The organism is Streptomyces sp. NPDC020747 (assembly GCF_044334695.1).
Taxonomy (GTDB): Bacteria; Actinomycetota; Actinomycetes; order Streptomycetales; family Streptomycetaceae; genus Streptomyces.
This window is the reverse complement of record NZ_JBIRTJ010000015.1, coordinates 17,860-35,440: the sequence shown is the minus strand read 5'-3', so window position 1 is coordinate 35,440 and position 17,581 is coordinate 17,860. Positions and strand designations below refer to the sequence as shown.

15 protein-coding genes and 1 pseudogene are annotated in these 17,581 nt (G+C 71.4%); 7 read left to right on the top strand and 9 right to left on the bottom strand.

The window, feature by feature from the left end; translation table 11 throughout:
- Window positions 1–49 precede the first annotated feature (49 nt).
- Both ACH4YP_RS33935 and ACH4YP_RS33930 read right to left on the bottom strand, forming a co-directional pair.
- The gene (locus ACH4YP_RS33935; protein ID WP_361067233.1) at window positions 50–244 is read right to left on the bottom strand and encodes an antitoxin; all 195 of its coding nucleotides are present in this window, start codon (window positions 242–244) and stop codon (window positions 50–52) included.
- Window positions 245–354: 110 nt separating this feature from the next.
- Window positions 355–1,080 (bottom strand): ribonuclease H, encoded by a 726-nt coding sequence (locus tag ACH4YP_RS33930; RefSeq protein WP_398494654.1) that lies wholly within the window; start codon window positions 1,078–1,080, stop codon window positions 355–357.
- Window positions 1,081–1,261: 181 nt separating this feature from the next.
- Here ACH4YP_RS33930 and ACH4YP_RS33925 point away from each other — a divergent pair.
- Window positions 1,262–2,265 (top strand): annotated as a pseudogene (locus tag ACH4YP_RS33925) (IS5 family transposase).
- Window positions 2,266–2,284: 19 nt separating this feature from the next.
- Here ACH4YP_RS33925 and ACH4YP_RS33920 read toward each other — a convergent pair.
- A complete protein-coding gene (locus ACH4YP_RS33920; RefSeq protein ID WP_398494652.1) occupies window positions 2,285–2,821 on the bottom strand; it encodes a GNAT family N-acetyltransferase in 537 nt (178 codons plus the stop codon).
- A gap of 127 nt (window positions 2,822–2,948) precedes the next feature.
- Between ACH4YP_RS33920 and ACH4YP_RS33915 the strand changes: the two genes are divergently transcribed.
- The 3 genes from ACH4YP_RS33915 to ACH4YP_RS33905 all read left to right on the top strand — a co-directional run bounded on the left by ACH4YP_RS33915 (window position 2,949) and on the right by ACH4YP_RS33905 (window position 5,865).
- Window positions 2,949–3,881: a MurR/RpiR family transcriptional regulator gene (locus ACH4YP_RS33915; protein WP_398494651.1), complete on the top strand. Its 933-nt coding sequence runs from the start codon at window positions 2,949–2,951 to the stop codon at window positions 3,879–3,881.
- A gap of 282 nt (window positions 3,882–4,163) precedes the next feature.
- Complete coding sequence (locus ACH4YP_RS33910; protein WP_361067239.1) at window positions 4,164–4,553, top strand: hypothetical protein; 390 nt, start codon at window positions 4,164–4,166, stop codon at window positions 4,551–4,553.
- A gap of 58 nt (window positions 4,554–4,611) precedes the next feature.
- Entirely contained in the window at window positions 4,612–5,865 is a 1,254-nt protein-coding gene (locus ACH4YP_RS33905; protein ID WP_398494649.1) for a hypothetical protein, read from the top strand.
- Between the two features lie 71 nt (window positions 5,866–5,936).
- On the opposite strand, the gene ACH4YP_RS33900 is transcribed toward ACH4YP_RS33905, so the two are convergent.
- Window positions 5,937–6,962, bottom strand: a complete 1,026-nt coding sequence (locus ACH4YP_RS33900) for a hypothetical protein (RefSeq protein ID WP_398494647.1) — start codon at window positions 6,960–6,962, stop codon at window positions 5,937–5,939.
- Between the two features lie 241 nt (window positions 6,963–7,203).
- Between ACH4YP_RS33900 and ACH4YP_RS33895 the strand changes: the two genes are divergently transcribed.
- The 3 genes from ACH4YP_RS33895 (at window position 7,204) to ACH4YP_RS33885 (ending at window position 9,045) form a co-directional block, all read left to right on the top strand.
- Window positions 7,204–7,929, top strand: coding sequence for a TetR family transcriptional regulator (locus ACH4YP_RS33895; protein WP_361067279.1), 726 nt, complete (start codon window positions 7,204–7,206; stop codon window positions 7,927–7,929).
- Window positions 7,930–8,036: 107 nt separating this feature from the next.
- A complete protein-coding gene (locus tag ACH4YP_RS33890) occupies window positions 8,037–8,447 on the top strand; it encodes a Zn-ribbon domain-containing OB-fold protein (protein ID WP_398494900.1) in 411 nt (136 codons plus the stop codon).
- 88 nt (window positions 8,448–8,535) lie between these two features.
- Window positions 8,536–9,045: a DinB family protein gene (locus ACH4YP_RS33885; protein WP_398494646.1), complete on the top strand. Its 510-nt coding sequence runs from the start codon at window positions 8,536–8,538 to the stop codon at window positions 9,043–9,045.
- A 57-nt stretch (window positions 9,046–9,102) separates the two neighbouring features.
- Here ACH4YP_RS33885 and ACH4YP_RS33880 read toward each other — a convergent pair whose 3' ends face one another.
- From ACH4YP_RS33880 to ACH4YP_RS33860, 5 genes are all read right to left on the bottom strand, one after another.
- Window positions 9,103–10,161: a class I SAM-dependent methyltransferase gene (locus tag ACH4YP_RS33880; RefSeq protein ID WP_398494898.1), complete on the bottom strand. Its 1,059-nt coding sequence runs from the start codon at window positions 10,159–10,161 to the stop codon at window positions 9,103–9,105.
- An 80-nt stretch (window positions 10,162–10,241) separates the two neighbouring features.
- Complete coding sequence (locus ACH4YP_RS33875) at window positions 10,242–11,516, bottom strand: glycosyltransferase (RefSeq protein ID WP_398494644.1); 1,275 nt, start codon at window positions 11,514–11,516, stop codon at window positions 10,242–10,244.
- Window positions 11,513–12,361: an alpha/beta hydrolase gene (locus ACH4YP_RS33870; RefSeq protein WP_361067259.1), complete on the bottom strand. Its 849-nt coding sequence runs from the start codon at window positions 12,359–12,361 to the stop codon at window positions 11,513–11,515. Before ACH4YP_RS33870 ends, ACH4YP_RS33875 begins: the two co-directional genes overlap by 4 nt.
- Window positions 12,362–12,364: 3 nt before the next feature.
- Entirely contained in the window at window positions 12,365–12,712 is a 348-nt protein-coding gene (locus ACH4YP_RS33865) for an acyl carrier protein (protein WP_398494642.1), read from the bottom strand.
- Window positions 12,709–17,577 carry a beta-ketoacyl synthase N-terminal-like domain-containing protein gene (locus ACH4YP_RS33860; RefSeq protein ID WP_398494897.1) on the bottom strand — a complete coding sequence of 1,623 codons (4,869 nt, stop codon included), beginning with the start codon at window positions 17,575–17,577 and terminating at the stop codon, window positions 12,709–12,711. The genes ACH4YP_RS33865 and ACH4YP_RS33860 overlap by 4 nt, the downstream gene beginning before the upstream one ends.
- Window positions 17,578–17,581: the final 4 nt, after the last annotated feature.

The window sequence follows — 17,581 nt, the reverse complement described above, 5'->3', positions numbered from 1 at the left end:
GCGGTGAGGCAGGCCCTCGCCGCCGGTGCGCGATCGCGGTGTGCCGGTGTCAGGACTGCGGCGGCCGGTCCTGGTCCGGGTTCGAACCGAACTGGTCCTTGAGCCTGTCCTGGGCGCTGTCGACCTGACCGCCGTACTTGTTCTGGGTCTTGTCGTCGACGAAGTCTCCGGCCTTGTCGACACCCTTGTTGGCCTGGTCCGGGTGGCCCTTCAGCATGCCCTTGATCTTGTCCATAACGGACATGAGTCATCCTCCTGATCAGTTCACCCCCACGCCTCCAGGGTCACCGCAGGTGGAGCATTTCGCATCCGGGCGGGAAACCCGCAGGTCAGGGGCCGAGGACCAGGGCAGTCCTAGGCCTCGGTACGGCACTCCGGGTGGCCCCAGCCGTCGGCGTTCTTCGCGATGGTCTCGCCCGCGGTGTACGAGCGACCGCAGCGGCAGCGGCCGGGGAACTTGGCCTTGAGCGTGCGCGAGGACGAGGCCGACGACCCGGCCGACGACGAGGCTGCGGCGGAGGACGAGGCACGCTTGCGCGGCGGCCCCGCGCTCTTGGCCGTCTTCTTCGCTGCGGGCGACTTCGGCGGCTCCGGGGAGCCGTGCTCGCTGCCCGCCGGTTCCTGGACGAAGGCCGCCTGACTCGCCGCCCGATCCGCGAAGTCGTTGAGCGGGTCGCCGTCCACCTGGTGCGCGGGGACGTACCGGAACTCGACCGAGCGGCCGGCGAGCAGTTCGTCGATCCGTACGACGAGTTCCTGGTTGGCCACCGGCTTGCCCGCCGCCGTCTTCCAGCCCTTGCGCTTCCAGCCCGGGAGCCAGGTCGTGACGGCCTTCATGGCGTACTGGGAGTCCATCCGGACCTCCAGTGGCACCTCCGGGGCCACGAAGGTCAACAGCCGCTCCAGCGCGGTCAGTTCGGCGACGTTGTTGGTCGCCGTGCCGAGCGGTCCCGCCTCCCACTCGGTAGGAGTCGTGCCCGTCCCGTCGGCGATGACCCAGGCCCAGCCGGCGGGGCCCGGGTTGCCCTTCGATGCCCCGTCGCATGCGGCGATTACGCGTTCACCCATGGTCTCGATCATGCCAGGGGTCGGGGCACCTCCGGGACGGTGGGGTTCGGTTGCGGACCCGCCGCGGCTGGTCGCGCCCACGCGACGGAGCCGCGCAGTGTCACAGCCCCGCGCCCCTAGGGCGCGTATTGAGTCGTGATCAATCTGCGGGATTCGCCTTCGTGGCGGGGTCTGGACCGGTAGACCTTCTCCCGTGACGCGAGTGCAACTGACGGACGAGGAATGGGAGTTCATCGAGCCGTACCTGCCGGTCGGCGAGTACGGCCCGTACCCGCAGCGGCTGCGGCAGCAGTTCGAGGGGGTGATCTGGCGGTTCAAGACCGGCGGACAGTGGCGTGAGATGCCGCAGGAGTTCGGTGCCTGGTCGACCGTCCACAACCGCTTCCGGCAGTGGCGTGACGCCAGCGTCTTCGAGTCTCTGCTGGAGGGCCTGATCGCGGAAGCCGCGAAGCGGGGGGAGATCGATCTGTCCCTTATCAGCATCGACTCCACCACCGTCCGGGCCCACCACGATGCTGCCGGGATGCATCTGGGCGAGGACGTTCTCACCGCGCTGGAGAAGGCTGCCACTGAGGCAGAGAAGGCCAGGTCAAAAGGGGCAGCCGCGAAGAACAAGACGGACAGGACGCCGAGTTCGATCCTGGACGGGAGGAGCGACGACGCATCCGGTGTCGGCGAAAACTCCGGCTGAAGGCCGCCCCGCTGGGACGCTCCAGAGGCGGGCAGACCAGCAAGGTCCACCTTGCCGCCGACCGCACGTGCCGTCCGCTGGTGTTCGTGCTGACTGCAGGCCAGGCTGCCGACAGCCCGCAGTTCCTGCCCGTGCTGGGGAAGTTACGGGTCCGCGGCCCCGTCGGCCGCCCCCGCACCCGGCCGGACGCGGTCGCCGCCGACAAAGCTTACTCCTCACGCGGCAACCGGGCCCACCTGCGCAGACGCGGCATCAAGGCAGTGATCCCGGAGAAGAAGGACCAGGCCGCCAACCGGAAGAAGAAGGGCTCCGGGGGAGGCCGGCCCGTCAGCCACGACACTGGCCTCTACAAGGAGAGGAACACTGTCGAGCGCCTGATCAACAAGCTGAAGGCCTGGCGAGGCATCGCCACCCGCTGCGACAAGACCCCAGACAGCTACCTCGCCGGCCTCCACTTACGAGCCTCGATGATCTGGATCAAAGACCTCACCCGGACCACCAAATGATCACGACTCAATACGCGCCCTAGAAGGCCGCGGCGTAGCAGTGGACCGAGACCATCTGATCCGGGGCCCACTGCTGCTCGACCGTCGCCAGGCGGTGCCAGCCCAGGCGCTCGTACAGGGCCGCTGCCGCCTTGTCCGTAGCGACGACGTCGAGTACGGGGTGAAGAGCCCGCCGTGCCGCCTCCCGTGTCGCCTCGGTCATCAGCAGCGCGCCGATTCCGTGGCCCCGGGCGTCCGGGGAGACGAACAGGCGGCTGACGACCGCGGTCGCGGCGGTGCTCGTGCCCCGGTGGGTGCGCCACAGTCCGGGGGCCAGGTCGTCCGGGCCGCTGTGGGACAGGCCTACGTGGCCGACGATCCGGCCGTCCAGTTCGGCGACCCAGGACGTCAGAAGGGAGGGCGGGGTCAGCCACCGCTCCGGAGCGTCGGGCCAGTTCACGGGGTAGCCGTCGCTCTCGTGGACCGCGGCGAGTACGGCGACGCAGGCGTCGAGGTCGCCGTCGTTTCGAAGGCGGACCGGGCCGCCGCCGGGCACACCGGCGTTCTCGCTTCTCATCGTGGCATCGAAGCACACCCCGGAAAACCGCCCGGACGGCGGCCCTCTGACCACGCGCAACTGTCCGCCGGACCCTCCTTCCTGTGAGCTATGTTGAACCTCAGTGGGACACGAAGGAGGCGCATCGGTGCCATCGCCGCAGCAGGCCCGTGCGCAGGCGTCTGCGATCAGCGCGGGGAAAGCGGTCCCGGAGGCGGAGGCCGCTCCCACCACACGGCTGCGGGCACTGTTCGACGGCCCCCGGCTCTCTCCCGGGCAGCGCCGCATCGCCCAGTACCTGATCGAGCACATCACCGAGGCCGCCTTCCTGTCGATCACGGACCTCGCGGAGCGGGTGGGCGTGAGCCAGCCCTCGGTGACCCGTTTCGCGACGGCGGTGGGCTTCAGCGGCTATCCCGCACTGCGCGAGCGCCTCCAGTCGATCGCGCTCAGCAAGCTGGCCAGCACGCCAGAGGCCGCCGAGGAGGCGGAGGCGGCCCGGCCGAACGAACTGCAGGCGGCCGTCGACGCCGAGATCGACAACCTGGAGAACCTGCGCCGCGACTTCGCGGACCCGGAGCAGGTCATCGAGACCGGCCGCGCGCTGTCGCGATCGGCTCCGCTCACCATCCTCGGGCTGCGGATCTCCGGGTCGCTGGCCGAATACTTCGCGTACGCCGCCCGCCGTATCCACCCGGACGTCCGGGTGGTGACCCGGGGCGGCAGTGTCGCGTACGACGCCCTGCTGCAGTCGCGCGAGGCGGGCGGCACGTGGGTGCTGGCCTTCACCATGCCCCGGCACGCGCACGAGACGCTGACGGCCATGCGGGTCGCCCGGCGGGCCGGGCTGAGCGTCGCACTTGTCACCGACCTGGGGCTCGGGCCGCTGGCCGACGAGGCCGACGTCGTCTTCGCCACCGGCACCGGTTCACGTCTCGTCTTCGACTCGTACGCGGCGCCCGTGGTGCTGTCCGCGGCCCTGCTCCAGGCCATGACCGACGCCGATCCCGAGCGTACGCAGGCCCGCCTGGAGGACTACGAACAGGTCGCGGACGAGCACGCCTTCTTCGTCAAGGACTGACCCCTCCGGCATGGGACGACCGATGTCCGCAAGGGGCGATTCAGCCGTACCTTCACATGAATTTTTTCATACCCTTGCGTACCGGACGGTATATATGAATACTTCTCGCTGATCGGGATCCGGTGGGGTCCTGGTCGGCCCGGGAACGGCGCTCCCTTCTCGCATCGGCCCCGGGCGCATTGAACGGGCACCGCTCGCGCACGCCCGTGGCGGCCCCGGTCCATCCCCTAGGCCGGGGCCGCCAAGAACCACCCTCACCACCCGCCGGCCACCTCGGAAGCGATGTCCATGTCCCTGACGTACTCCCCCATCAGCACGGATTGGCCGTGTCAGGTCAAGACGCCCGGCAACCGGGACTGGGAACGATCGGCTGCCAAGTGGCTGCGCGACCTGGTGCCCTCCCGCTACGCCAGCTATCCGCTGCTGATCCGTCAGCCCGTGCTGCTCGCCCGTCACGCGCAGATCCAGCTCCAGCACGAGATCCGGGTCGTGCGCACGGCGCTGCACAGCGCCCGGGCCGAGCTGCCCGCCATGGGGATGCCGGAGTCGGTCATCGAGAACACGATCAAGCTGTACGCGGCCGAGCTCACGCAGTTGAACCACATCGCCCGGGGTGTGCGCGTCGTCTCCCAGGCCCTGGTGGAGAGCCACAACGCGCGGCAGGGCCACTGATCCGGTCACCCGTGGACCCGGCGCGTTCGCGACTGCGGACGCTCGCTAGTCTGCCGGGATGCGTGATGGGGGAAGCGGGAGTGACGAGGGCTCCGACGGTCTCGTCGAGGAGCCGTCGGCCGAACCTCGGGGCCGGTTCGGATCGTTGACGAGGCATCTCTCGTCGCGGTTCTCGTTGCGGGGGCAACCGCGGAAGCGTCGCCGGGCCGTCGTGGGCGGAGCCGTGGTCGTGCTCGCGGCCGGGGTCTCCCTTCCGCTCGCGCTCGCCGACTCCGGGCACGACAAGCCCTGTTGGCGGTTGCCCGACTCGAAGCGGGCGCTCGCCGACGACGCGACGGCCGCCACGCGGGCACTGGATCCCGGCGAGGACCTCGAACGCATCGGCTCGGTCAGGAAGCTGCTGGCGCACGAGAAGGTGTGCGACGACGGCGCCCGCGTACTCGGTGACATCGTGAACACGGCCACCCGCGCGAAGAGTTCGGGCGCACCGCACACCCTGGCCCAGGCCCGCGGTGCGTACGCGGTGGCAGCGGTTCTTCACGACGTGGAGATCCCCGATGGGCTCGCCCCGGGCGTGGCGCGGATGCTGGCCGAGTACGTGGTGGACGCGGGGCGTGACGGCTCGTTCGGCGACGACGACGCGAACCGCCCCGCGGTGCCCGCCGAGGAGGCCCAGCTCGACCCGAACGGCTATTCCCGGTACGGGCGTTTCCTGGCGGCGGGCGAGGCACACGTGGTCTTCGAGCACAGCGACAGCTACGCGGACGCCGACGCGAACATCGAGTACCTCGTGGCCGAACTCGCCGAGGATCCCGAGGCGTTCGCGATCCTCTACGACGCCGAGCGCGCCTACTTCGCGTACTACCTGGAGCGGCTGACCGGCTCGGGGGGCGACCCCGACTTCCGCCCCTCGACCGACAAGCGCTTCGAGTCGACCCCGCAGGACTGGCCGGACAACGACCTCCAGGACATGTCCGGCAGGATCGGCAACCTCATGAAGTACCGCGCCGCGTATGTCAGGAACGGGACGATCCCCGACCTCGCCGCCTTCGACAAGGCGGTGCGCGAGCACACGCGTGGCACCTTCCGCCCCGCGTCCCGGCAGCTCGACGACCGCCCGCCGATGGGCGACATCGCGAACCGGAAGGCCGCCGGTCCGGTGCGCGGCGACCTGATGGACGGCCGACACCAGATGTTCACGGTCCTCGAAGGGTGGGCCGAGGAACGGAACGTGTCCGCCGAACGCGCCTCCGCAATGCGGCAGTTGGTGGACGACTGGTACGTACGGGCGCTGTGGATGACCATCTACTAGGGATCTACTAGGGATGACCGTCCACCGGCGGGACGAGCCACCACCGGCCGGAACGGCACGAACCCCAACGGTCAGGAGCGGAACCGGAGTTCGGAGCAGCCGCGGCGGTCCACCTGATCCTGCGCGAACTGCTTGAACATGCGCTGCTCGGCCGTCTTGCCGACGCCGGGGATGTCGTCGGAGGCACTGAGGGCGAAGTTGGCGGCCTCGCCGTCGCAGCGGGCGGTGGCCGTCGTCGACAGGAACTCGCCGTCGCTGTCCTCGAAGACGAGTCGGTTGCTCCAGTCGCCGTACCAGGCGACAAAGTACATCCCCTTGTCGTTCCCGTCGTCGCCCGACTCGCTGCTCAGGACGCACTGTCCCGTGGGCGCGGAGTCGTTCGTGCCCGCCTTGACGCGCCAGTCGCCGCTCTCCGGCAGGCCGGCCCTGGTCACCCACTCGCAGCCGGTTCCCTTGGCCCGCGTCAGCGGCACCGCCCGGGGCTCGTCCCCGAGGGCGGGCGGCACCGCGTCTCCCTTCGGCGCCCTGAGCGGCTCGGCACCACAACCCAGCCGGTCCGAGGCCGAGTTGGCGAGCGCGACGACCGCCTGGTACGCGGCTCCCGGCACCCCGTACAGCGTGTCCCGGCCCATCCAGGTGCGTACCAGGAGCTTGCTCCGCCGCCCTTCGGCGTCCTTGGGGAGGTCCGGGCAGGGCATCAGGAGCTGGATCACGCCGAGGCGGTCGATGAATCCGGGCAGCCCCTCGGGCACCGCGGACTGCGAGGAGAACCCCTCCTCGGGAAAGACCCGGAAGAACTCCCGGTCCTGGTCGTCCCGCCGGGTGTACGCCTCCATGCTGATGAGCCGTGAGTCGTCGACCTCGTCGCCCTTCATGGTGAGGTCGCAGCCGTACGAGCCCAGGGCGCCGGTCTGCCGGGACTCCTCGCTGTCCAGGTGTGCGTCGTCCGGGGTGAGCCGGTCCACGACGTCCCGGGGCAGTGCCCCGCCGCACGCGTTGCCGGCCAGCATCCAGTCCCACGCATAGGGTTCGGCCGCGTAGCCGCCTATGCCCAGCACCACCGCAGCCGCCACCGACACCTTGATCCAGCGCCGCACCGTTTCCGACCCCCGTCACACCCGCACCAGCGTTCACTCCGGCCTCACGGCCGGGCACAGGCCCGGACCCTACTCGGCGCCTTGGACCGTTCCGCACCCGGCCCCGACCGGGCATGGCACTCAGTTCCCCGATCGGAGCACACCGAGTGCCATCCGTGCCTCGTCCGGTGCTAGGTTCCCCACCATGAGCGAGGCACCCCGCCCTGACCAGGCGGCCGACGTGGCACCTCCGAAGCCGCCGATGCGGGACTCCCTCGTCGCGGCGGCGTTCCAGCTGTTCCTGGAGCGGGGGTACGAGCAGACCACCGTCGACGAGATCGTGGCTCTCGCGGGGGTCGGACGGCGGTCCTTCTTCCGGTACTTCCCGTCCAAGGAGGACGTGGTCTTCCCGGACCACGAGCGCTGTCTGGCCGAGATGAACGACTTCCTCGCCACCGACGACGTCAACAGCGGCGGCCGGAACGCGAACGACCCGGTGGCCCGGGTATGCGACGCCGCTCGCGTCGTACTGCGCATGTACGCCGAGAACCCGACCTTCTCGGTCCAGCGCTACCGCCTGACCAAGAAGGTCCCGGGACTGCGGACGTACGAACTGTCGGTGGTCTGGCGGTACGAGCGCGCGCTCGCCGAGTATCTGCGCGGGCGCTTCGCCGGTCGTCGTGACGGAACGCTGCGGGCCGACGTGATCGCCGCGGCCGTGGTCGCCGCACACAACAACGGGCTGCGCTCCTGGCTGCGTTCGGACGGCCAGAGCGACGCGAGCGCGGAGGTCGACCACGCGCTCGCCCATGTCCAGCGGGTCTTCGGCCCGGACCCCGGACCCGTCGGACCGGCACAACAGCCGGCCGACGAGCCAACGAAGGAGCCGACGGACGACGACGTGGTCGTCGTCATCTCCAGGCGCGGTGCGCCGATGTGGCGGGTCGTCCAGGAGGTCGAGACGGCTCTCGGCCGAGATCCCGAGTGATTGAGGGTACTGAGTGCCTTTACGCATGACACTGCGTGCCATATTCTGACGTCGTGCACGGCGCTCCGCGCACTTTTTCAGATTCCGGCCCAGCGCAGGGAGATGACATCGTGTTCCACCGAGGAAGCGGGACCACGACGGGCGTACTCGACCCGGAGACGACGACCACCGCCCCGGCCGCCGAGGAAGGGCTCCTCTACCAGCGTTGCCGCTGGTGCGGGACCGCCATGTTCCACCGGCTGCTCTGCCCGGTCTGCCAGGGCAGCGACCTGCGCACGGAGCGCAGTGCGGGCCTGGGAGTCGTCCGCCACGCCACCGTCGTCCAGCGCAACACTCCGGGCGCGCGCAATGTGTCGCTCGTCGAGATGGCGGAGGGTTTCACCGTCCGGGGCCGGGTCACGGGACCGCTCATAGCGATCCGTACCGGCGACCGCGTCCAGCTCACCACGGCGTTGGACCCGGTCCGCCGCGAACCGGTGTTCAAGCTCGTCGAGGAGCCGTACTCCGGCTGGCACTGACCGGCTACCTCCTTGGCGCGGCGCGCTCGGCGGGTCCGCGGGGGACACTGGGCAGGGACAGGAACCCGCGGAGAGCGTGGAGGAGCCCATGCACGCCAAGGACGTTCTCGTCGACGCGTACGGTCGCATCCGGGAAGAGGTCCATGCCGCAGTCGACGGCCTCGCCCCCGACGAGCTCAACGCACGCCTCGACGACCGGACCAACTCGATCACCTGGCTGGTCTGGCATCTCACCCGTGTCCAGGACGACCACGTCGCCGACGCCTTCGGCCTGAAGCAGGTCTGGCTGTCGCAGGACTGGCCGGACCGCTTCGCCCTGGGCCTGCCCGGCCGGGACACGGGCTACGGCCACACCCCGCGGCAGGTCGCCAAGGTCCAGGTCGACTCGGGCGACCTGCTGCTCGGCTACTACGACGCCGTCCACGAGCAGACCCTGGCCGCCCTGCGCGAGCTGCGCGCCGACGACCTGGACCGGATCGTCGACGAGAACTGGTCCCCGGCCGTCACGCTGGGCGCCCGCCTGGTCAGCGTCCTGGCCGACGACCTGCAGCACGTGGGCCAGGCGGCGTTCGCACGGGGGATCCTGGAGGGCCGTTGAGGACGGCCGTGCCGTGAGGTGAGCACGTTGGCACCGCTCTCAGCCACTTCAGCCGCTTCAGTCGCGCCGCGCCAGGAGCCGATAGGCGTTGGACAGACCCAGCCGGTGCGACAGGCGTTTGATCACGAACCGGTCCAGCAGGGTGCCCAGGATCAGGAAGGGCACACCGGCGATCAGCATCGTGGTGCGCAGCGTTCGCCGTAGGCGGTTCGGCGGGTGTGGCAGCCATGGCAGGTCCTCGCGGGGAGCGGCCGTGTCGAGGGCCAGCCAGACGCCCGCGAGGAGGTCGACCGGGTCGTGGGGCTCGGCGTGCTGTTCCGCCACCACCGTGAAGCCGAGGTCGGTCAGTCTGCGCCGCAGGTTCTCGACCGGGACGAGGTGCAGGTGCTGCGGCTGGAGCCAGGGCAGCCACCAGCGGCCGAGGAGACGGGCGAAGCGGCTGTCGGGATCGGGGACCTCGATGAGCAGATGGCCGCCGGGGCGTATCGCCCGGTGCGCGGCCTCCAGTTCGCGGCCGGGCTCCGTGCTGTGCTCCAGGTAGTGGAACATGCTCACCACGTCGTAGCGGCCGGCGAGTTCCGGCGCCAGCGCGGGAAAGCTGCCGCGGTAGCCCCGCTCCACCCGCCCTGCGCGCTCGGCGAGTTCGGCGCCGTCGGTGAAGTCGAGCCCGTCGAAGGTCGTGCCGGGGTAGACGGTCCGCGCCGACTCGCAGAAGTGGCCGTGGCCGGTGCCGACGTCCAGCCAGTTCTTGGGCGTCGCGGCGAACGGCAGCAGGGACTCCGCGCGCTGCCGGTACATCGCGGTCCGGCCTCCGAAGGTGTTGCCGAGCTGCTTCTCCCCCAGTCCGTCGTAGAAGTCGCGGTAGTAGAACTCCAGCCCCTCGGCGCTCAGTCGGGGGTTCTGGAAGGTGTGCCTGCAGTCCTGGCAGCGGTCGAGGACGAAATGGCCCGGCTTGTGCTGGAGCAGGTCGGTGGTGCGCAGCCGCGTCTTCAGCCGTGCCGAGCCGCACCAGGGGCAGTCGGAGCGCCGGGGTTCGAAGAAGCGGCCAAGGCCGCGGGCCAGGTCGGCCTCGTAGACGGGGCGCAGCGCGGCGACCTGTTCGGTGCGATTCGGCATCGGCTCGCTGTCCTTGTCCTGCTCGGCGCGGCTCGGCGTCCGCTCGTCGTCCGTCCGTCGTGGTTCGTGTTCTTCGTCGCTCATGGGGCCTCCTTGGAGGGCGTGCCGACGGCCAGTTCTTCGAGGTGAGTTGCCGCCACGCGGGCACCGCCCGCGGCCCGGAACGCGGTACGGATCCGCTCGGCTGCGGCGCGGTGGCCGGGTTCGTGGAGCACGGCGTCGATCGCCGCGCCGAGCCTGGGCGCGGTGACCCGACCGAACCTGACCCGGATGCCCGCTCCCGCGTCGACGACCTGCCCGGCCACGACGGGCTGGTCGTCACGGATGGGGGCCACCACGAGGGGGACGCCGTGCCACAGCGCCTCGCACACGGTGTTGTGTCCCGCGTGGCAGACGACCGCGTCGACCCGTTCGAGGAGCGGGAGTTGAGGGACCGAGGAACGGATCAGTATGTCCTTGTCGTCCCGGTCCGCGTGCACGCCGAGCACGTTCGCGGGATCGACGATCACCGCCTGTATCCGATCGGCACGGCAGCGCAGGGCGTCGTGGCACTCGGCGAGGAACCGGGCCCCGACATCGGTGTTGGCGGTGCCGAGGGTCACGAGCACCGTGGCACGGGCGGGGTCGAGCCAGGTCCAGGGGAAGTCGGCAGCGGACGGCCGAGGCGCCATCGAGGGACCGACCCAGCGGATCCGGTCACCGGACCCGGCCCCGGACTCTCCACCGGACCCGGACCCGGACCCGGACCCGGACCCGGACCCGGCACCTGCGCCTGCGCCTGCGCCGACCAGCTCCGGCGTGCTGAACGCGAGCACCAGGTGCGGCGAGAACCGGGGGTCGGCCGTGCCCGAGGGATCACCGATACGGCCGCGCAGATCGTGGAGCAGGGCGTCGAGCCAGTCCGCGACCTTGGGCATGCCCGCCAGCGCGTCGGCGAAGGTGAACTCGGCGGAGGTGGTGGACGAGGTGGCCCACGGCACCCGCAGCCGCTCGGCGACCAGCCCTCCGGCGAAGGCCTGCTGGTCGGCGACGACGACATCGGGGCCGAACTCCCCGATGGCCGCCCGCACTCCGGGGGCCATCGCCTCGGCCAGCGGCACCAGGAACCGTTCCCACAGGAACTTCAGCGCCTCCGGGCCGCGGAGTTCAGCCGGCCGGACTCCGTCCTCCCCTGTCAGGACCGGTCCAACGCACGGGAACACCGCTGCCTCGACCCCCGCGAGCCGCCGGACGAGCCCCGGATCCGCGGAGACCCAGGCCACCCGGTGTCCCCGCGCGGTCAGTTCCGCCGCCACGCCCACCGTCGGGTTGATGTGGCCGACCAGGGGCGGCACGACGAACAGGAAGCCGCTCACCGGCCCTCGACCCTCGCGAACTCGGCCACGCCCTGCCCGGCCGCACCCCGCTCGTCCGCCTCCCCGTGGATCATGGAGAGGATATGGCCGCCGACCGCTCCCGGCGCCTCGACGAGAACGGAGTGCTCGTGCCCCGGCACCACGACGGTCCGGCAGTCGGGCAGCAGCGACTCCAGCCACGGTGCCCGCCCGACGAGGGCCGACTCGCCACCGTAGAGGGCGAGTACCGGGCAGCGTACGGACCGGATCTGGTCCTCGGTCAGCACCGTGCTGACCGGGATGTCCCGGGCGAGGGTGGTCTCGCGGGCCAGGCGGGCCGCGCCCTTCGCCAGGCGGGCGGTGTTCTGGCTGCGGTTGGCGGTGATCCAGGCCAGCGCGGCGGCCTCGTTGTGCGCCAGCTCGGTCAGCACCTGCCGCAGCACCCCGTCCATGGTCGCCGCCCAGCCCGCGGTCGCCGGCTCCGATTCGATCAGGGAGACACCGGCCGCCCGGTCCGGGTGACGGGCGGCATAGCCGAAGGCGACGGACCCGCCGAAGGAGTTGCCGACGAGTTGGACCGGTCCCGTCACCTCCAGCCGGTCGAGCAGCGCTTCCAGGTCGTCGAGGTGGTCGTCGAGGCGGTAGCCGCTCTCCGGGCGCCCGCTGCGGCCGTGGCCGCGCAGGTCGTACATGATCACGTCGATGCCGGACACCGCGAACACCGGTGCCAGGGTGAAGTAGTAGCTGGCCAGGCTGTCGGTGAGCAGACCGTGGACGAGAACCGCGGTCGCGGTGACGGGACGCCCTCCCTTGGGAGTCATCCGCTGGACATGCAGCCGGACGTCGCCGGTGTCGACCATCGCCATGGCTCAGACCGCCTCCGCCGCTTCGAGGCTCCGCACGACATGCTCGACGAGCCTGCCGACGGTGAGTTCGATGATCTCGTCGAACTCCATACCGGCCAGGAACTCGGCGAAGTTGACCCGTTCCCCGTACCGCTCCTCCAGGAGGCCCGCCAGGGTCACGAGGTCGATGCTCTCCAGTTCCAGATCGCGGTTGAACGTGGTCTCCATGCGGACCTCGGCGTCGTCGAGGCCGTACTCGTCGAGGAGCGTCGCGAGCATGCCGGTGAGGTCGGCGAGGACCGACTCCTCGTCCGCGCGCACGCGTTCGCCACCGGTCGCGCCGGTCGCACCGGTCGGCTGACTCGGGTTCATCGATCGCTCTCCTCTTGGTCCGTCGGTTCTTGGTCCGTCGGTTCCTGGTCCGTCGGTCCGGTCGTCCAGGCCACGACGTAGTCCCTGTCCGGGAGTCCGGGCGGGTTGCCGGTCCGCTCGCAGTGCACGGTGTACGCGCGTTCGAGGCGCCCCGAGACCAACAGCCGGACCCCGGTGTCTCCGGCGTCCCCGGCGTCTCCGGTCGTCGCTTCGAGCACGGTGAAGTCCCGGGGGCGTCCGCGGAAGCCGGTGCCCTCGGCCTTGGCGACCGCTTCCTTGGCCGCCCAGAACCGGGTGAACCACAGCGCCTCCGCTTCGCCGGTGGCGGCGCATCGGGCGCTCAGCAGCTTCAGCTCGTCCTCGTCGAGAGCGACGGCCAGGGTCCCCGCGTCCCTCTCGACGACCTCTTCGATGTCGATGCCCGGCCCCGGCCCGGGCCTGTGCGGCCGTACGATCGCGACCCCGGCCTCCGCGCGGTGGGCCAGCGAGATGTCCAGCGGGGGCAGGGTCCGGCCGTGCAGCCCGGTGACGTACGGCCGTCCCGACTCCTCGTTGCGCACCCGGATCTCGGCCGGGAAGACCGGTCCTTCGCCGTGGTCCCACAGCCACTGCCGTACGGCGTCCTTGGCGGCGATCCGGCCGAGCAGCCACTGTCTGCGCCCCCGGGGAGCGTGCCGCTCGTACTCCGAACGCTCCTCGCCGCTCAGGGAGTTGCGCATGATCAGGTCACGCGAGGCGAGGTCGGGCCAGCGCTCGTGGAGCAGGGACCAGCGGCCGGGCCGCGCCTGGGAGAGGGTGTTGCGCTCGGGGAAACGCTCTACGGGCCTGGTCTGCGGGTCGTTGTCGAAACGGCGGTCCTGCCAGCCCGTGAGCTCCGCCCACACCTGACCCGCGACGACCAGCTGGACGTCGGCTTCGAGCACGGTGTCGGTGAGAGAAGTGATCCTCACCAGGCAGGCCACGTCGGTGCCGGGGCTCGGGTGCGGCCCGTAGAACCGCATGTGCCGCAGCTGGACGGGGAACACGACGGTCCGTTCCGTACGGGTCGCCATGATCCAGTAGCCGAGGAGCTGGCCCACGTTGTCGAGCAGGGCACCGGGGGCCGGCGGTGTGCTGATCACGCCTCGTACGTGGCTGTCGCCGATCGCGGTGAGTTCGGTGACCCCTTGGAACGCGGGGCCGTGGAACATCCAGCGCTCGGCGTAGAGCTGGGCCGCGGTGTGGTCCGGGGCTCGTTCGGAAGCGGGGTCCGCACGCCACGGAGTCGGGGGTGCCTGCGGATAGCGGCCCGCCAGCTCGACCACCGCACGGGCCCGGGGGCCGAAGGAGACCGCGAGGCGGCCGGGGCCGTCGGGGACGGCGGCGACCGGTACCTCGACTGCCGGGGTGGCGGTGAGCCACTGGTCGAACCGGGCCCCGTGCACGGCGACCGCCAGCATGCCGGGGGCCGCGTCCTGGGCCGCCTCCATGATGTGGTGAACGATCGTGGTCGCGGGAACGACCGGCCAGCGATCTGCCACGTCCGGCCAGCCGGGCCGCTGCGGGAAGAAGCAGTGGTCGAGGAGGTACGGCATCGCTTCCGGGGATACGCGGACGGTGGTGCGCCATTCCTGTGCGGGTGGCCCGGCAGTGGGGGACGTGCGGGCGGGGGCTCGGGTGGGAGGGGCTGCCCGGGCCGGGGCGCGGACCGGAGAAGGCGTCAGGGTGTGGGCAGGAGGAGGGGCCGTGGGAGGGCCGGAGTGGTGGCTGCCTGCCGTGATCAGTGCGGCGGCCGTGTCGGCCGTGTCCCGTAACAGCGCGCTCAGCTCGGCGGCGACCGGCATGCGCGCGGCGAGGGCGTCCAGGGCCGACGGGCCTTCGGCGACCGCCGTGGGGGTGGTGGCCTCGCTCGGCGCCGGTGTGCCGCGCAGCTCGGCGCGCAGCTGCGTGAGGGCCGGGCCGTCGAGCGAGACGAGCGCCCCGCCGAGGTCGAGGCGGACGGTCGGCCGGGCCGTCGGCGCGGGGCGCGGCGAGTCGACGGACTCCGCCGAGCGTGCGGAGGAACCGGCGGTAGGAGCGGAGGAAGTAGTGGAGGGAGAAATGGAGGGAGTGGGAGGACTTGCGGAGCGGACCGCGGACGGTGGCAGCGAGGGCGCGACCGCCGCGCCCGCGGTCCACAGCGCCGTCGCCACGCGGCGGAGCTGTGCGAGGCCGCTGCGGTGGGGCGAGTTGGCGGCCACGACCAGGTGATCGCGCCCGCTCAGTGTGTCTCCGACGAGTGAGCCGAGCTGTCCGGTGCCGACCTGGACGAAGGCGCGATGGCCCGCCGCGTACATGGCCTCGATCAACTGCCGGAAGCGGACCGGCTCCAGCAGGTGTCTGACGAACAGGTCGCGTACGGCGGCCTCTTCGGCGGGGAACGGCGCCGCGGTCGTTCCCGACCACAGGGGCACGGTCGGCGGATGCAGCCGGAAGCGGTTCGCCGCTTCCTCGATGGGTGCGAGGTAGGGCTTCAGCATCGGTGTGTGGAAGCCGGACCGGAAGGGCAGCACCTGGCTGAGCACGCCCCGGGCGCGGAAGGAGCGTACGAACTCCTCCACCGCGTCGTGCGGTCCGCACACCATCGACTGGTTGGGCGCGTTGTCGTGGGAGAGGACGATCCCGGCGTCCGTCCACCCGTCGTCGAGGGTCTCCTGGACACGTCCGGCGGGGGCGCCGAGAGCGGCGAAGGACAGGCCCGGGACGGTCAGCGCGTCTGGGTCGAACGACGCCATGAAGTCGCTCACTTCGTCGCCGGCGTACATCCCGGCGGCCACCATCGCCGTCCACTCGCCGACGCTGTGCCCGGCCACCGCGTCCGGGACGACGCCCATGCGGCGCAGCGCGCCGTCGAGCAGCCGGCCGACACCGACTACACCGAATCCGTGGCGGCCCACGTCCGAGACCCGGGCCGCCTGCTCGTTGCTCGGGGTGGGACCTGGGATGTGGGGAAGGCCGAAGTGGGCGGCGACGTCGTCGACTTGGGGATCGAAGTCGCCTTCGAGTCCCGGGAAGACGAAGGCCAGCTTGCCGCACTTGTTGTTCTCGTCTCCGCCACCAAGCTGCGTCTCGTCTCCGCCGCCGAGCAGCGGACTCGGCGTGAACCAGACGTCGCTGCGGCCGTGCCAGGCGCGTCCCTTGGCGACCGCCCGGCGGGCCAGCGCGAGCCGCTTGGCGGTGGGGGCGACGATGCCGAGCCGGGCCCGGCCCGCGTCCGGATGGGTCCGGCCGGTGTCGAGACCGGCCGCGAGCACGGCCGAGTCGTCGGCCTCCAACAGAGCGGCGAGGCGCTCGGGGCTGTCGGCGGCGAGCAGGAGCACCTGCTCCTGCTCTGCGACGGAGACGGTGGCGGCGGCCGTGGCGGCGACAGTCCCGGAAGGGGACGGAGACGATGACGCGGGCTCAGGCTCGGACTCGGGCGCCGGCGGGGACGGGGAAGCGGCCGCCGCGTACCGAGTGGCCCGTACGCCGGGTGCCTCCTCCAGTACGACATGGGCGTTGATCCCGCCGAAGCCGAACGCGTTGACGGCCGCCCGGCGCACCGGCTGCTCGGGGCCGGTCTCCCAGGGCGTCGCCGTCTCCAGTGGACGGAAACGGGTGGACGCGAGCGCGGGGTGCGGGTCGTCGCAGTGGAGTGTCGGCAGGAGCATCCCGTGGTGGACGGCGAGGGCCGCCTTCACCAGGCCGGCCACTCCGGCGGCGGGCATGGTGTGTCCGATCATCGACTTTACGGAACCGATCACCGCGGGGTCGCCGTCCGCGCCGGGGCCGAACACCTCGGCCAGGGTGCTCAGTTCGGCCGCGTCGCCGGCCGGGGTCGCGGTGCCGTGGGCTTCCAGAAGACCGATGGACCCGGCCTCGGCGGGATCGAGGCCCGCGGCTCGCCAGGCCTGGCGTACGGCGTGGGCCTGGCCGCCGGGGTCGGGGTTGACGAGACCGGCGGCGCGGCCGTCGCTCGCCACGCCGGTGCCCCGGATGACCGCGTAGATCCGGTCGCCGTCGCGTTCGGCGTCCGCCAGTCGCTTGAGCACCACCACGCCGGTGCCCTCGCCGATCAGGATGCCGTCGGCGTCGCGGTGGAAGGGGCGGATCCGCTGACTCGGGGAGAGTGCGCGGAGTTGGGAGAAGACGCTCCAGAGCGTGATGTCGTGGCAGTGGTGCACTCCCCCGGCGAGCATCAAGTCACAACGTCCTAACGCGAGTTCGCTCACCGCCTGGTCGACGGCGACCAGCGACGACGCGCAGGCGGCGTCCACGGTGTAGGCGGGGCCACGCAGGTCGAGGCGGTTGGCGACACGCGAGGCCGCGAGGTTGGGCACCAGGCCGATGGCGGACTCGGGGCTGTCGGGCCCGAGTCGCTCGATGAACGCCGCCCGGACCCGGTCGAGTTGGCCGGCGTCCAGGTCGGGCAGCAACTCGCCGAGCGTGCGTACGAGTTGACCGGCGGTGCGGACCCGTTGGTCGAGCCGGACCAGACCGGGGGTGAGGTAACCGCCCCGGCCGAGGACGACGCCGATGCGGTGCCGGTCGGGCAGCCGATCCTCGCCTCCCGCGTCGGCGAGGGCGGCGGCGGCCACGTTCAGCGCGATGAGCTGGTCGGGTTCGGTGCCGGGCACCGAGTTGGGCATGATCCCGAACCGGGTGACCTCCACGTCGGCGAGCCCGTCGACGAAGCCGCCACGCCGGCAGTACACCTGGTCGGCGACGGCCGGCCCGGTCGCGGAGCCGGGGCGGTAGTAGTCGGCGTCCCACCGCCCGTCGGGTACGTCGGTGATGGCGTCCGTGCCCGCCAGGAGATTCCGCCAGTACGCGTCGAGGTCGGCGGCGCCGGGCAGCAGCACCGCCATCCCC